11 protein-coding genes are annotated in these 15,689 nt (G+C 60.6%); 9 read left to right on the forward strand and 2 right to left on the reverse strand.

The annotated features are described in order from the left end of the window. Positions 1-13 precede the first annotated feature (13 nt). The gene (gene lapG / locus ACKJSM_RS16460) at positions 14-706 is read right to left on the reverse strand and encodes a cysteine protease LapG (RefSeq protein ID WP_236182913.1); all 693 of its coding nucleotides are present in this window, start codon (positions 704-706) and stop codon (positions 14-16) included. A 194-nt stretch (positions 707-900) separates the two neighbouring features. Between lapG and ACKJSM_RS16465 the strand changes: the two genes are divergently transcribed. The 5 genes from ACKJSM_RS16465 (at position 901) to ACKJSM_RS16485 (ending at position 7,960) form a co-directional block, all read left to right on the forward strand. Further along, on the forward strand, positions 901-1,611 hold the full coding sequence (locus ACKJSM_RS16465; protein ID WP_236182912.1) for a GntR family transcriptional regulator: 711 nt from the start codon (positions 901-903) through the stop codon (positions 1,609-1,611). Between the two features lie 755 nt (positions 1,612-2,366). Next, positions 2,367-3,140 carry a DUF3050 domain-containing protein gene (locus tag ACKJSM_RS16470; RefSeq protein WP_410238286.1) on the forward strand — a complete coding sequence of 258 codons (774 nt, stop codon included), beginning with the start codon at positions 2,367-2,369 and terminating at the stop codon, positions 3,138-3,140. After that, positions 3,137-4,066, forward strand: a complete 930-nt coding sequence (locus ACKJSM_RS16475) for a diiron oxygenase (protein WP_410238287.1) — start codon at positions 3,137-3,139, stop codon at positions 4,064-4,066. The genes ACKJSM_RS16470 and ACKJSM_RS16475 overlap by 4 nt, the downstream gene beginning before the upstream one ends. Positions 4,067-4,079: 13 nt before the next feature. Next, complete coding sequence (locus ACKJSM_RS16480; RefSeq protein WP_410238288.1) at positions 4,080-7,469, forward strand: amino acid adenylation domain-containing protein; 3,390 nt, start codon at positions 4,080-4,082, stop codon at positions 7,467-7,469. Positions 7,470-7,492: 23 nt separating this feature from the next. Then, a complete protein-coding gene (locus ACKJSM_RS16485) occupies positions 7,493-7,960 on the forward strand; it encodes an SRPBCC family protein (protein ID WP_085748542.1) in 468 nt (155 codons plus the stop codon). A 59-nt stretch (positions 7,961-8,019) separates the two neighbouring features. Here the strand turns inward: ACKJSM_RS16485 and ACKJSM_RS16490 are convergent, their stop codons facing one another. Next, on the reverse strand, positions 8,020-9,900 hold the full coding sequence (locus tag ACKJSM_RS16490; protein WP_236182909.1) for a methyl-accepting chemotaxis protein: 1,881 nt from the start codon (positions 9,898-9,900) through the stop codon (positions 8,020-8,022). Between the two features lie 311 nt (positions 9,901-10,211). Here ACKJSM_RS16490 and ACKJSM_RS16495 point away from each other — a divergent pair, with 311 nt between their 5' ends. The 4 genes from ACKJSM_RS16495 to ACKJSM_RS16510 all read left to right on the forward strand — a co-directional run bounded on the left by ACKJSM_RS16495 (position 10,212) and on the right by ACKJSM_RS16510 (position 15,557). Next, the gene (locus tag ACKJSM_RS16495; protein WP_236182908.1) at positions 10,212-10,712 is read left to right on the forward strand and encodes a sigma-70 family RNA polymerase sigma factor; all 501 of its coding nucleotides are present in this window, start codon (positions 10,212-10,214) and stop codon (positions 10,710-10,712) included. Next, entirely contained in the window at positions 10,712-11,713 is a 1,002-nt protein-coding gene (locus tag ACKJSM_RS16500) for a FecR domain-containing protein (protein WP_410238289.1), read from the forward strand. The genes ACKJSM_RS16495 and ACKJSM_RS16500 overlap by 1 nt, the downstream gene beginning before the upstream one ends. An 87-nt stretch (positions 11,714-11,800) precedes the next feature. Beyond that, entirely contained in the window at positions 11,801-14,302 is a 2,502-nt protein-coding gene (locus ACKJSM_RS16505) for a TonB-dependent siderophore receptor (RefSeq protein ID WP_410238290.1), read from the forward strand. Positions 14,303-14,378: 76 nt separating this feature from the next. Continuing rightward, entirely contained in the window at positions 14,379-15,557 is a 1,179-nt protein-coding gene (locus ACKJSM_RS16510; RefSeq protein ID WP_410238291.1) for a PepSY-associated TM helix domain-containing protein, read from the forward strand. The last annotated feature ends 132 nt before the right edge of the window (positions 15,558-15,689 follow it).

The raw sequence follows: 15,689 nt of genomic DNA on the forward strand, positions 1-15,689 counted from the left end.
TGAGCGCGTGCTCCTAGTTAGTCGTCTCGACCGGGAATCCTTCGGCCTGCATTTTCTTCAACACATCCTGCCAGCGTGACAGGCGTTTGGTGTCACCGACCTTCTTGTTGCCCTTGGCGCCCGGCAGGTACAACCCTTCGGCATTGAAAGAGTAGACCGGCAGCAAATCGGTTCGCTCGGCGGCCGGCTTGATCGGGTCGATCAGGCTGTCGAGCACCAGCGGCATGGCGTCAGGGCTGGAATAGTAAGTCAGGACCATGTGCGCGCGATTCTGGCGCAGGGCCTTGACGTAGGTGATGCGCAACTTGTCACTGGCCACACCGAGGTGGCGCAGGCTGAAATACTTGGCGATCGCGTAGTCTTCGCAGTCGCCGGCGCCTTTCCACAAGGCTTCGATCGGGGTTTCCCAATAGTCGACCTCGTGCCACAGATCGATGTCTTCGACGTAGCGCATCTGTTTGTTGAAAAACAGGTTCACCACTTTGAGCTTTTCCATCTCGCTGACCTGCTTCTGCGTGGCCAGCAGATTCTGCCAGGCATCGATCCGCTGTTGCCCGGCACCCAGCGGGCCGTACAACGCCGTGGCCTTGCGGCTGATCGCGGAAAAATCCCAATCGGCATGCAGGCCGCCCAGCATGATGCCGGCCAGCAGCAGCGCGCCGACAAGCCAGCGCGCAATCCGTGGGATCGCGAAACGTACCGCCAATGCAAGGCATCCAGGGTAGAGAGGAAAGCGCTTGATGGTGAAGGTTAGCCCAGCAAAAAACAATGGCACCCTGAGATCATCGCTGGCGCGCTAAACTTCAGATGTGACAGGGTTCTTCTACACGGTTTGACAACCTGTAGAGCAATCACTAGTGTCCTTTGGATCCAAATACCGCAGTCATAGGGTGTGCAGTTGTGACCCAGAAGCCCAAGCCACTCCACAGCATCAAAGTCGACGGCCCGATTCCCGCCCACCTGGCGCGCTCGGTCATCGAGGAAACCTTGCGCGCCGCGATTCTCGACGGCCGCCTGCCCTGCGGCACCGCCGTGCGGCAGCAGGATCTGGCCGACCTGTTCGGTGTCAGCCGCATGCCGGTGCGCGAAGCCTTGCGCCAACTCGAGGCCCAGGGCCTGCTGAATGTCATTGCCCACAAGGGCGCCGTGGTGGCGCCGCTGATCCAGGGCGATGCAACCGAAACCTACGAGCTGCGCATCCTGCTGGAATCCGAAGCGCTGCGCCAGTCGATCCCGCTGCTGACCCCTGCCGATCACGAACGCGCGGCCAGCTACATCGAAGAGCTGGAAATCGAACACGACTACACCGAAATCGGTCGGCTCAACCGTCTGTTTCACATGGCGCTCTACTGCAAGGCGCCCAATGGCCGGCTGTTGCGACTGGTGGAGGACGGCTTGAATGAAGAAGAACGCTTTCTGCGCTTCAATCTCGAAGCGATGGGCCTGGGCAAGCTCTCCCAGGACGACCACCGTGCGTTGTTGCAGGCCGTGAAGGCGCGTGACACCGCGCATGCCGTGACACTGCTGGAGCAGCACCTCAACCGCGGTGTCGAGGTCATCACCCGTTACCTGGCCAGCTCCGCCGGCCAAAGCCGCAAAGTGGCGCACTGACTCCTCCCTCCCGGGTGAGCCTCCACTCACCCGGCGAATAACCCGCTTACAAATCCCCCCCACCGGTCACGGTCATTTGCCGTGGCACATCGACGCCTGCGCTCTAACCTCCCTTCTGCTTTGAACAGCCCGGAATTTGCACCGCAAGGAAGTCATTTTCGACGATAGCCGCGGCGCCGATTTACGCGCACCCTTGAATCGCCAACCCAATATAGAACGGGGACGCGCCGCCCCGGCAGCAGTCCCCGCACCAGGAACCTACGGAAGGAGCCTTGTCACGGGAACAGGAAGAAACGGCGCCGTTACAGCCCGACTTCATCCCCTCATATCAATTCAATTACTTAATTTAAAAGTTACTTCGAGTGAGGCATTCACTCTTGCCGTTCAATTTTGGCCATAAACCGCCGAAAGGAGTAACTACGTCCAAATAAAACTTAACTTATAAGTTTTATCAGGCCCACTCACACTTCAAAAACAGCCAACTAAAAATAATTAAAAATAAACTTGTTAAGTTGTTTTGCGATGTATTAGTTTTTCTTCGCCGAGTTTGGATCCGAAATCACCAACCCGGCACAACCTTGCGCCACGGCCTGGATATCGGCGGTTTGTCCATCCGCTGCTGTACCGGGCCCTTCAGACATTGCCTGTTTTCATCGAAACCGAATGAGGCTGTCGTTCGCCTGGAGAAACGTGTTCAACGTTGTTAGCGATTAACTGAGCAGTCCTTATTCCCTATTAGCCAGAGTCTCGCAACCATGCCAACCAAAGAGCAACTTACACTAAAGAAAGCCCAACTCAGCGCTCACCCGATCTTCTCCGAAATCGATTCATTGGCGACATTGCGCCGGTTCATGGAGTCCCATGTTTTTGCCGTCTGGGACTTCATGTCGCTGACCAAGCGCCTGCAGCAGGAACTGACTTGCACCCGTCTGCCGTGGTTGCCACCGCGCGACCCGCACGCAGCAAGACTGATCAACGAAATCGTGCTCGGGGAAGAATCTGACGATCGGCTGTCACACGGGCATTACAGTCACTTCGAACTGTACCTCGATGCCATGCGCGAAGTCGGTGCGGACACGACGGCGGTGGAGCGCTTCGTGACGCTGCAGCAGGAGGGCGTGAGTTACGACGTCGCCCTGCAAAGCGTCGAGGTCGATCCGGCCGCTGCGCGGTTCGTCCGTGACACGTTGCACACCGCACTGCATGCGCCGGGGCACAGCGTGGCTGCCGCATTCCTGCACGGCCGCGAGAGCGTGATCCCGACCATGTTCCAGCGCATGCTCGATGCCTGGGGCATCGGCGTCGAACAGGCGCCGACCTTCCGTTACTACCTGGAGCGACACATCGAAGTCGACTCCGAAGACCACGGCCCGGCGGCAGAGCAACTGTTGGATCGACTGGTGGACGGCGATCCGCAGCGCGAAGCCGAGGTCTATGCCAGCGCCATCGCCGCCGTGGAAAGCCGTATTGCCCTGTGGGACGGCCTGCGCCTGAGCATGCGCGAACCGCTGGCGGAGGTGGCCCGATGAACGCCGCCGACTACCAGTCTTTCGCCGACGCCTGGGAAAGCCGCGCGACCATCCGCACCCGGCCGCGCCGCGTGCTGGAGGACGATGCGCGGCTGATTTATCCGCTCAGCCGCCAGCCGTTGGTGCTCAGCGAAACCTTCCTGCGCGAATGCCCGGAGCAGCGTGATTTCGCCCTGGTGCAGACGCTGTACAAATTCATCAACGACGTGGTGATTTTCGAAACCGAAATCGTCGACAAGACCGCCCGCAGCATCGCCAAGAACCGCTTCGCCGTGGCCTTCCCGTTCGCCTGTCGCTACGACGCCATGACCGTCGTCGTGGACGAGGATTATCACGCGCTGGTGGCGATGGACTTCATGCAGCAGACCGTGGCCATGACCGGCATCGAGCCGATCGAACTGCCGAATGAAATCGAACTGAGCCGGGCAATTCCAGCCGCCGTCGAACTGGCCCCGCAACACTTGCGCAGCGCCGTGGAGCTGATCTGCGTGGCCATCGCCGAAAACACCGTGACCGGCGATGTCGCGGCGTTCGCCCGGGACGACACGGTCAAGCCATCGATCAAGGGCCTGATGGCCGACCACTTGCTCGACGAGGGCCGGCACTCGAGTTTCTGGGCGCGGATGGTGCGCATCTACTGGCACACCGCGAGCGATGCGGACCGCGAATGCATTGCGCAGATCCTGCCGGTGTTCATCGGCCATTACCTGACCAACGACATCCAGAAGTCCTTCGACCTGCGCCTGATCGACGCCCTGCCGGTCAACGAGGCAACCCGCCGCGCACTGAAAGACGAGATGGCCGGGCTGGCCTTCCCGATCAATCGCCACCACCCGCTGGTGGGCAACATTGTGCGGTTTTTCCAGAACAGCTCACTGCTCGACACACCGTGCGTGCAGCACGCCCTGCGCGACTACCTGGTTTGACAAGGAGGCTGACATGAGACGTCTCGACATTTTGCTGAGGGGCCACAGCCAGGCCTTGACCGACCTGGCGCAGGAGCTCGAACAACACGGTCATTCATTGCTGACGGAGATTGCTCCGTCGGTGGATCTGGTGATCGATGACGGCCGTCTTGCGCCGCAGGATTACGGCACCACACCGCAGTTGAACTTGCGCCTGGGCATTGGTGCAACGGGCATCGGCGGACTGCCGGTGCTCGATCTGCTGTGCCTGTGCAACACGGCGCTGCTGAGTCGCGTGCCGATCGCCGACGAGCCTTCCGGCAACGGTCAGGCCCTGCGCCAGCGAACACTGGCGCAGGTGGTGGACGAAGTGGCGCTGCTGGTCAGCCGTTTCTCCCGCGACGCCGAGTATTTCCAGCACGCGACAGCGGCCCGTGCGCCGGACTTCGAACAGGTGGAAAACCTGCTGTTTCTCGACAGCCTGGCCTACGTCCATCGCCTGAATGCCACGGCCGATCCGGCCTTGCTGCAACAGGCGCAGATCCCGGTGATCGAGCGGCTGCAACAGAGCCTGATCGAGCACGCGGAACGCCCGGCGCTGCACCTCGCCGAGCAGTCGATCAGCTACCGCCAGTTGCATGATCACAGCCGGGCGATCCAGCAACGGTTGCTGGCCATGCTGGAGACACAACCGCAACCCTGGGTGGTCGGGGTTTGCCTGCCGAAATGCGATGCGCTGTTTGCTTCGATCCTGGCAATTCTCGGCAGCGGCGCGGTGTATCTGCCGCTGGAACCGAGCCATCCGCTTCAGCGCCAGCAGTACATCCTGGAAAACGCCGGAGCGATGGTGTTGCTGCACGACGGCGAACATCCACTGAGCGGTTCGATGCCGGGTCTGGACGTCTGCCGCATCAACCGCACGGATGTCGATCTGTCGCAACCGTTGCTGCGTCACCCGCTCGAGCTCGATGCGCCGTGCATGGCGCTCTACACCTCAGGCACCACCGGGCATCCGAAGGGTGTGCTGCTCAGTCAGGCGAACCTCGCGCACTTCACCGCGTGGTACGCCGATTACGCGCAGTTGCGGGCCGAGAGCCGGGTACTGCAATTCTCGTCGCTGAGTTTTGACTCGTCGCTGATCGACATCTTCCCGACCTTGTCAGAGGGCGCGGAACTGGTGGTGCCCGACGACAACCAGCGGCGCGATCCGCTGCAGCTGGTGGCGCTGATCCGCCGCCGGCAACTGACCCACGCGTTCCTGCCGCCGGCGTTGTTGAGCATCCTGCCGCTGGAGCAACTGCAGAGCGTCGGGCAGATCATGACCGGCGGCGATGTGTGCGAGCCGTTCGTGATCGAGCAACTGACCCGCCAGGGCAAGCTGCACAACCTCTACGGCCCCACCGAAGCCACGGTGCTGATTACCGCGCGGCAACTGCGACCAGGCGACAGCAATCGCACCCTCGGCGGGCCGATTGCCAACAGTCAGGTGCTGATCCTCGATGACGATCTGCAACCGGTGCCGGAGCAAACGGTGGGCGAGCTGTTCATCGTCGGCCCCGGTGTGTGCCTGGGTTACTTGAACAATCCACAGCAGACCGCCGAGCGCTATCTGGATCTGGCGTTGCCGGACGGCCAGCATCTGCGCGCCTACCGCAGCGGCGACATGGCCAAGTGGGGCGAGGAAGGCATCGAGCTGTGTGGCCGCCGCGACAATCAGGTGAAGATTCGCGGTTTCCGGGTCGAGCCGGAGGAAATCGAGCGCTGCCTGCGCGAGAGTCAGCTGTATCGGCAGATCGCCGTAGTGATCGACAGTCAGCGGCGGATTCTGGCGTTCCTCGCCCAGCCGCAATCGGATGCCGCTCGCGAGTCTTTGAAAGCTCACGCGCAGCAGTTTTTGCCCGACTACATGCAACCGGTGGCATGGACAGAACTGCCGAACATGCCATTCGCCGCCAACGGCAAAGTCGACCGAAAAGCCTTGCTGGAATTGCCGGTCAGCGTGCAGGACAGCGGCCCCAAATGCCTGCCCGCCAACGCTGACGAAGCACTGCTGCTGGAGATCTGGGGCGAGTTGCTGGAGCTGCCGACCAGCGATATTTCCACCGACGAAAGCTTCTTCAATCTCGGCGGTCACTCGATTCTGCTGTCACGCATGCTCCTGCGTCTGCGGGAGGAATTCGGTCGCAGCATTTCGATCAACCGCTTCATCGAACTGCCGACCATCGCCAAGCTCGCCACGCTGGTGCGCGGCACCGATGACAGCGCGGTGCTCAGCGCCCAGGCGATGGCCGACGCGCAGCGACCGCTGGATATCGAGCCGCTGCCGATCAGCCGCATGGGCGATGTGCACAAGGTGATCGTCACCGGCGCCAACAGTTTTGTCGGTGTGCACATCGTCGAGGCGCTGCTGGGGTGGGGCGCCAGCGAGGTGGCGTGCCTGGTGCGCGAAGGCGGCGGGCAAACCGCAGCGCAACGCTTTGCCCAAGCGCTGCGAGAGAACCGGCTGGAGCATCTGGACCTGAGTCGGGTGCGGGTCTATTCGGCGGACATCACCCGGCCGCAACTGGGCCTGGCCGATGAGGATTTCGAGCGACTGGATCGCGAATTCGGCGCGCTGGTGCACAACGCCGCCAACGTCAATCACGTGCTCGATTACGAGTCGCTGGCGGCGGACAACGTCGAGCCGATTTTCGACCTGCTGCGGCTGTGCGAAGGGCGCAGCAAGAAGGTGTTCAACTTCGTCTCGACGCTGTCGGCCTCCAGCACCGTCGACGACGCGGGCCGGGTGCTGGAATTGCCCGCCGCACCGACGCCGCCGATCTACATCCGCAACGGCTACAACCTGTCGAAATGGGTCGGTGAGCGCATCCTCGAACGGGCCCGGGAGCGTGGGGTACGGGTCAATCTGTATCGGCCCGGCAACATCAGTTTCAACAGCCTCAGCGGCGTCTGCCAGCCACACAAGAACCGTTTGATGCTGATGCTCAAGGGCTCGATCCAGCTCGGTCAGGTGCCGGCCTTCGCGCTGAATTTCGACCTGATGCCGGTGGACTTCCTCGCCCGCTTCATCGCCTTCCACGCCAGCCGTTATTCGCCCGAACGGGCGGTGTTCAACCTGCATAACCCGGAGCCTCTGAGCTGGGATGCCTACGTCGCGTCGTTCCGCGAAACCGGCAGCGAGTTTGCGCTGGTCAGCGTCGCCGACTGGCAGCAGCAACTGGGCCGGGTCGATGCGGATAACGCGCTGTTCGGCGTGCTCGGTTTCTACCTCAACGGCTTCGAGGAAGACATCGGCGACATCTCCCTGATCGGCCATGCCAACGCCCAGGCCGGCGTGCAGCAGATGGGCGCGCACTACCCGGAAAAATCCCCGGCGCTGCTGCGTCGAGGCTGCGACTACCTGAAAGAAATCAACTTCATCTGAGTCAACCACCAAGGAGCAACACCATGAGCAATCTGCAACCCGACACCCTGATCAAAAACCCTCACGGCTGTCACGTCGTGTCTTCGGTGGAAGTGCCGGTGGACGCCAAACAGGTGTGGGCAGTGGTGGGCAAATTCGACGGCTTCGACCGTTTCATTCCGGCCCTGTCGCACATCGAAATGACCGGCGAAGGCGTGTCTTCGCTGCGCAAGAAGTTCTTCAAGGATGGCAACGTCGTGGTCGAGCAACTCAATTCCCGGGACGACCAGGCGCTGAGCATGACCTGGACCACGATCTACAACACGCTGGGCGTGGCCAATCTGTGGGCGGCGATGAATGTGGAATCGTTGGGCGCGGGCAAGTCGCGGGCGACCTGGACGATCATTGCCGAGCCGGCCAGCGGTGGGCCCGAGGCGCTGCCGGGGTTCAAGGACTTCGTGCAGGGCTTTGCCGATGATGCGATGGGCAATGTGCTGAAGCTGTTTGTGTAAGGCATGAAAAAGCCCGCTGCGGATCACTCCGCAGCGGGCTGTTTTTTGACCGCAAGCGATCAGATCTTGAAGCTGTCGACCAGTTGTTTCAAACGGTTGGCCTGCTGCGACAACGCATCGCAATCCTTCAACGTTTCATTGAGGTTGGCCACGCTCTGCTGGTTCAGCAGGTTGATCTGGTTGACGTCGACGTTGAGGGTTTCCACCACGGCGGTCTGCTCTTCGGTCGCGGCGGCCACCGACTGATTCATGCCATCGATTTCGCCGATGCGCTGGGTCACGCTGACCAGACGCAGACCGGCCTGGTTCGCCACTTCAACGCTCTCTTCGCTGGACGCCTGACTGGCGTTCATGGTGGTCACCGCTTCACGGGAACCGACCTGCAGCGAGGTGATCATTTTGTGGATTTCTTCCGCCGATTCCTGGGTGCGGTGAGCGAGGTTGCGCACCTCGTCCGCCACCACTGCGAAACCGCGTCCGGCTTCACCGGCACGGGCCGCTTCGATGGCCGCGTTGAGCGCCAGCAGGTTGGTCTGCTGGGAGATGCCTTTGATCACATCGAGGATATGACCGATGTTGTCGGTGCTGGCATTCAGGGTCTCGATCTGAGTGCACGACAGGCTGATCTTCTGCGACAGCTCGGTCATGGCTTGAATCGTCTGCTCGACCACCTGACGACCGTCATCGGCCTGCTCGCTCGCGCCGCTGGCGTGTTGCGAAGCATCGGCGGCGTTACGGGCAATTTCCTGGGTGGCGGCACCCAGCTGATTGATCGCCGCCGCCACGCTGTTGGTGCGCGCGCTTTGCTCATCGGAACCGATGATCGAGGCGTTGGACGATGCCATCACCCGTTGCGACAGGTCGTGCACGTGGCGGGTCGCCGAAGACACTTCGGAAATCGAGGCGTGAATCCGCTCAACGAACTGGTTGAACGAACTGCCCAGTTCGCCGAACTCGTCCTTGCTTTCCACCACCAGGCGGCGAGTCAGGTCGCCTTCACCCTGGGCGATGTCCTGCATCGCACGGCCCATGGTGATCAGCGGACGCATCAGCACGGTGATCAACAGGCTCAGGAAGACCGCAATCGCACCCACTGCGACGAACATTGCGATCACTGCCGAAGTACGGAACTGGCTGAGTGCGGCGTAGGCCTTGTCGCGGTCGATCGACAGACCGATGTACCACTCGGCATTCGGCAGACCGCTGACCGGAGTGAACGACAGGATGCGTTCCTGGCCGTTGAGCACCACGTTCTGGTTGCCCTTCTCGATGCGCACTCCAGCGTTCGGGTAGATGTCCTTGAGGTTCTTCATCACCTGGTCTTTGTCCGGGCTGACGATCACCTGACCGTCACCGCTGACCAGGAACGCGTGGCCCAGGCCACCGAAGTCCACCGAGTTGATGATCTTCACCAGGGTTTCCAGGCTCAGGTCACCGCCCACTACGCCGAGCAGCTCGCCGTTCTTTTTCACCGGCATGGCGATGGTCACCACCAGACCGCCAACGGCAGCCATGTACGGCGGGGTCAGCATGGTCTGGTCAGCGGCCACGGCCTGTTTGTACCAGGGACGCTGACGCGGGTCGTAGCCGTCCGGCATCTTCGCGTCAGGGCGCTGGGTGAACACACCGTTGGCCTGGCCGACGTAGGTGAACTGGAAGTTCGAGGTGAAGGCCGGTTGATCGACCAGGCCCGGGAAGTCTGCATTCTTGCCTTGATGAGCAACGTTCTGCGCGAGGTTTTCCAGTACCAGAATCCGCCCGCTCATCCAGTTCTGCACACTGCTGGCGGTCAGGTCACCGGCCTGCTGGACCGAGGACTGGAGGTTCTGGCGAATGGTGTTTCGCTGCAGATAGTCGTTGTACAACGTGAACAGCGCGAACGCCAGGACCACGACGCCCGAGGCGGCCAGCAGGATTTTATGGCTGAACTTGAGATTCATTTCAGGGGACTTCTTATGCGAAAAGTGGGGATGCGTTCCGGATGCAACATTCCATGTACAGCGCAGGCAGCGTTCTGACGGCTGCTCTACTTTGGTGCACGCATGTCTCACCAGTCTGTCGGCACGTATCGGAGAAAACTTAGGGCGTTGTGGGAAATGGACGGCATTTGCACCAGATTCCCGCCGAACGGCGTGCCAGAGCGTTCGCTTGTTATTTTTTGATGACCGTTTTGCAGCGCCGGTTGCAAATTCTGTAACCCTTGATGACAATGCGACTAATTATCATTTGTGACGTTCGGGCTGTCGCGTTCATGTCCTCACCTGAGTTTGCAGTACAGGCGCTTTACAGTAGTCATCACGGCTGGCTCAACGGCTGGTTGCGCGCGCGGCTGGGCAATGCCGCCGACGCGGCGGATCTGGCCCAGGACACCTTCGTGCGCCTGCTGCAACGCACCGAGCGCCTGGAACTCAAGGCACCCCGCGCGTTCCTGCGCACGATTGCCCGAGGACTGGTGATCGATCATTGGCGCCGCGAGGAAATCGAACGCGCGTATCTGGAAACCATCGCCCATTTGCCTGAGGCCGAAACCCCGAGTGCCGAATCCCGCGCCTTGGTGATCGAACTGCTTGAGGGCATTGCGCGCATGCTCGAAGGCTTGAAGCCGAAAGTGCGTCAGGCATTTCTGCTGGCTCAGTGCGAAGGTTTGACGCACAAGCAGATCGCCGAGCAGATGGGGCTGTCCCTGCGCTCGGTAGAACGCTACGTCGCCGACGCCCTGTTTCACTGCTATGTATTGCGGTACGAAAGCTGATGCCGGTGGATAACCTCTCACTCGGGCGTCGCGCCGAGCCACCGCAGCAGGTCGTACGACAGGCCATTCACTGGCTCCTGCGTCTGCGCAATAACCATGGCAATCCGCGCCTGAATCACCAGTGCGAACAATGGCGCGCCGAACACCATGATCACGAACTGGCCTGGCAACGGGTGCAATCTCTGCAAGCCGAACTGACCCACAATCTGCGCGCCGTGCCCGGTGCGCAGGTGGCGTTCAACACGCTGGAAAACAGTGCTCAGGGACTGGGTCGACGTCAGGCATTGAAGCTCTTGTCCAGCGCGCTGCTGATGGGCTCGGCGGGATGGCTGGCCAGCGACACCTCCACCTGGCAACCGTGGAGCGCCGACTACGCCACCGTCACGGGCGAGCGCCGTGGCTTCCAGTTGCCGGACGGCACGCGGGTCGAACTCAATACCGCCAGCAGCGTGGACCTCGATTACACCGCGCAACAACGGCTGATCAAACTGACCCACGGCGAAATCATCGTCACCTGTGGCGGGGCCGATGAAGGTGCGCCATTTGATCGACCGCTGCGGGTGCAGAGTCGTCATGGCAGTTACGAACCGTTCAAGGCGCGATTCATTCTGCGCCAGGAAGCGGGTTGCACGCGCCTGAGCGTCACCAGTGGCCGGGTCGCGATTCATTCCGCTGGCAACTCGACGGAGGCCATCGCCGGCCAGAGCTATCTGATCGATCAGCATCAGATACGTCCCGCGCCGCCGTTGGACATGGACGCCGGTGCCTGGGTCGACGGACTGATCGTGACGCGCAACATGCGGCTGGGGGACTTCCTTAGCGAAGTCGGCCGGTATCGTCAGGGTTTTCTGAGCTGTGCATCGGACATTGCGGATTTGCGCCTCTCCGGCGTGTTCCGTCTTGAGGACACCGACAAGCTGCTGGCGATCCTGCCGCAGACTCTGCCGGTGCAAGTGCGCTACCGCACGCGTTGGTGGGTGACGCTGGAGTCGGTGGTCTGAAATTATTCTGGCGGGTTTTCGCGGCACGTCCGGCTTAGTCAGTAAGCATTTCAACTCAGCCTTCGCGACTGCCTACGGAAACCGACAATGACTGCGCGCGTTACCTGTAAGAACCCTCTGAATTTCTCTGCCGAATCGGGCCTGTTGCGTCACGCCGTTCGGGCGGCGCTGTTTTCTACCGCACTGGGCGTTGGCGTGCTGCCGAGCCTGAGCATGGCGGCCAATGCCAGCGAGGTCAGCAGCCACCGCTACAACATCGCCCCCGGACCGCTGGGCGATGCGCTCAACCAGTTCGCGCGAGAGGCGGGCATCACGTTGTCCATGACACCGCAGCAAACCCAGGGCCGGCAGTCACCGGGTGTGCAGGGCGAGTACTCGGCCGATCAGGCCCTGAGCCATTTGCTCGGCGGCTCGGGCCTGGAGGCGATCAGCCTGGACGGCAGCAGCTATGTGTTGCGCTCGGTCGCAGAAACCAAAGCGCTGGCCCTGCCGACCACCGACATCAAAGGCTTCGCTCTCGGCAACGCACTGGGCAGCATGGACGGCTACAACGCGACGCACAGCCAGATTGCCACCAAGACCAGCACCGCTTTGCTGGAAACCTCGCAAAGTGTGTCCGTGGTCACCCGCGAACAAATGGATGACCAGGGCTCGCAAACCGTGTCCGAAGCCATGCGTTACACCCCTGGCGTTCTGACCAACCCTTACGGCGCCACACACCGTTACGACTACGTGGCGATGCGCGGCTTCAACGATGGCTCGGTGGACAACATTTACCTGGACGGCCTCAAGTCGATGGGCGACAGCGGCACCTACAGCACCATGCAGGTCGACCCCTATTTCCTTGAGCGTGTCGATATTCTGAAGGGCCCGTCGTCGGTGCTCTACGGCCGCAGCTCGCCGGGCGGTCTGGTGGCGCTGACCAGCAAGAAGCCGCTGTACGAAGCCTATCACCAGGTACAAGCCACGGTCGGCACTCAGGGCCAGCGCGGTGTCGGTTTTGACTTCAGCGGACCGGTCGATGACGACAAGCGCATCGCCTATCGTCTGATCGGTTTGACGGATCAATCCGACACGCAATTCGACCACAACAAGGAAAAGCGCTTCGCCCTCGCGCCAACCGTTAGCATCGATTTCAGCGAGGACACGTCGCTGACTCTGCAAGCGTATCTGCAACATGATCCCGATGGCGGTTACCACGGCGGCGTGCCGGCCGACGGCACGATTCATCAGCGCAACGGCAATCGCATCTCGCCGCACTTCTTTGAAGGCGAGCCGGGCATCGACGGTTACTCCCGTGATCAGCAGTCGTTCGGTTACCAGTTCGAACACCGCTTCAACGACGTCTTCACCGCGCGGCAGAACTTCCGCTACCTCGACTCCAAAGTGAACATGGATCAGGTGTACGCCTATGGCTGGACGTCGCCGACCAGCAACGAACTGAATCGCTACTACACCGGCGGTGACGAGCGCCTGCATGCGTTCATCGTCGACAACATGCTCCAGGCCGAATTTTTTACCGGTGCAACCAAGCACACGGTGCTGATGGGGGCGGATTACCAGCGGCGTAAAACCGTGGTCGACTGGACCAGCGGCGGCCTGGCGCCGATCAACGCGTTCAACCCGGTGTATGGCAATTCCGCTATTACGCCGTACGGCGAGACCAGCTACCTGCGGCGCCTGGAGCAGACCGGCGTTTACCTGCAAGACCTGATCGAGATGGACAAATGGCGCTTCTCGCTGGGACTGCGTCAGGACTGGGTGGAAACCTCCGACGAAAACCGTATCGCCGAAGTGGGCCGTCCGGTCGGGACCGAGATCAACGATCGACGCACCAAGCTCACCGGTCGCGCCGGCGCACTGTATCTGTTCGAGAATGGCCTCGCGCCGTACGTCAGCTATTCCGAATCGTTCAACCCGAATTCCTACGCGGACAGCGCCGGCAATCCGCTCGCACCGACCGACGGCACACAATGGGAAGTGGGCCTGAAGTATCAGCCGCCGGGTACCGACAATCTGTTCACCGCCTCCTTGTTCCGCATCGATCAGGAGAACCTGGCGACCAAACTGCCGCAGGAAAACTTCTATCGCGCTGTAGGCGCTGTCCGCTCCCAGGGTCTGGAACTGGAAGCGCACATGCAGTTGACCGATAACCTGAAAGTCCTCGGCAGCTACACCTTCACCGACATTGAATACTCGAAGTCGATGATCAGCACCTTGAGCACACCGGCCAATGTGATCGAGAACAAGGGCAACTCGCCAACCCAGGCGCCGCGGCACATGGCATCGCTGTGGGCGGACTACAAGTTCAACAGTGTTGCGCTCGATGGCCTGCGATTGGGTGGCGGTGTGCGTTATGTCGGCTATAGCTGGGCGGATGCAGAGAACACGATGAAGGTGCCGTCTTACACATTGTTCGACGCATCGATTGGTTATGACCTCGGCAAGGTCGGTTTGAAGGGTGTCGACATACGCCTGAATGCGAACAATCTGACCAACGAATCCTACTTAGCCTCCTGCGCCAGTCTCGACTTCTGCTACATGGGCGAAGAGCGCAACGTCGCCGCTACGGTCAGTTACCAGTTCTAAGCCTTTATCTTGTGCATAAAAAAGCCAGCCCCAGATTTCCGGGGCTGGCTTTGTCGTATCTGGGGGGGAATTTTTCATGCGTTCGTTTATGGTTTTGTTGCACCGGTATATCGGGTTGGCCACCGCGGTTTTTCTACTGCTGGCCGGGATCACCGGGAGCATTCTGGCGTTCAATCATGAGCTGGATGAGTGGTTGAATCCGGAGTTTTACACAGCGTCGGCCGAGGGCGCTCGTCAACCGCCAGGTGAGCTGGTGGATGCGGTGCAATCGTTACATCCGAAGTTGCAGGTCTGGTACATGGAGTACCCGAATGAGGCAGGCCACACGGCATTACTGGCGGCGGTTCCGCGCAATGATCCGGCGACGCGTGAACCGTTTAAAGAACGCAATCAGGTGTTCTACCTCGATCCGGTCAGTGGCGAGCAAAAAGGCCAGCGTTACTGGGGCGAGTGTTGTTTCCAGCGTGAGAACTTCGTTCCGTTCATTCTCGAGTTTCACTACAACCTGACACTCCCCGGTAACTGGGGTTTGCTGTTGATGGGGTTGGTGGCCGTAGCTTGGGTGATCGACTGCTTCATCGCCCTCTGGCTGACATTGCCGCGGGGTAAACCGTTCTGGAAGAAGTGGTCGAGCGCCTGGAAGATCAAAGGCGGGCATGCCTATCGACTCAACTTCGATCTGCATCGGGCAGGGGGCTTGTGGCTGTGGTTATTATTGCTGCCGATCGCCGTCAGCAGCGTGGCGATGAACCTGCCGAGCCAGGTCTTCAAACCGGTGGTGTCGTTGTTTTCCCCGATTGAACCGAGCGTGTACGAGGCGCGAGGGCGAATGCCTGCCGAAGATCTGGGGATCACCCGATTGAGTTATCAACAGGCGTACGAAAGGGCACAGCAGGAGGGAAAAAGGTTGGGGCTGACAGCAGCGATCGGCGAGTTGTATTACAGCTTTGAGTACAACTTCTACGGTGCGGGGTTCGGACAGCATGACACCGAGGCCCACGGTAAATCCTGGTTGTTCTTCCACGGTACGGACGGACGATTATTGGGGCAGGAGATTGCAGGAGAAGGGACGTTGGGAGAGCAGTTTTATCGGCTGCAGTTGCCGATACATGGGGGACGGATCATAGGCTTCACGGGACAGGTGATGATCGCAGTATTGGGTGTTCTTATTGCAGGATTGTCGGGAACTGGCGTCTACATCTGGTGGCGCAAGTGGCAGGCTCGTCGGAGCAGCAAGGCACGCCGAGCGGTTTGAGACAGGTTTTTGGTGTTCCCTGAAACGACAAAACCCCTGTCTGCGTTAGCAAACAGGGGTTTCGGAATTTAATCTTGACGATGACCTACTCTCACATGGGGAAACCCCACACTACCATCGGCGATGCATCGT

This window comes from Pseudomonas sp. PHC1 (assembly GCF_046487845.1).
Taxonomy (GTDB): domain Bacteria; phylum Pseudomonadota; class Gammaproteobacteria; order Pseudomonadales; family Pseudomonadaceae; genus Aquipseudomonas; species Aquipseudomonas sputi.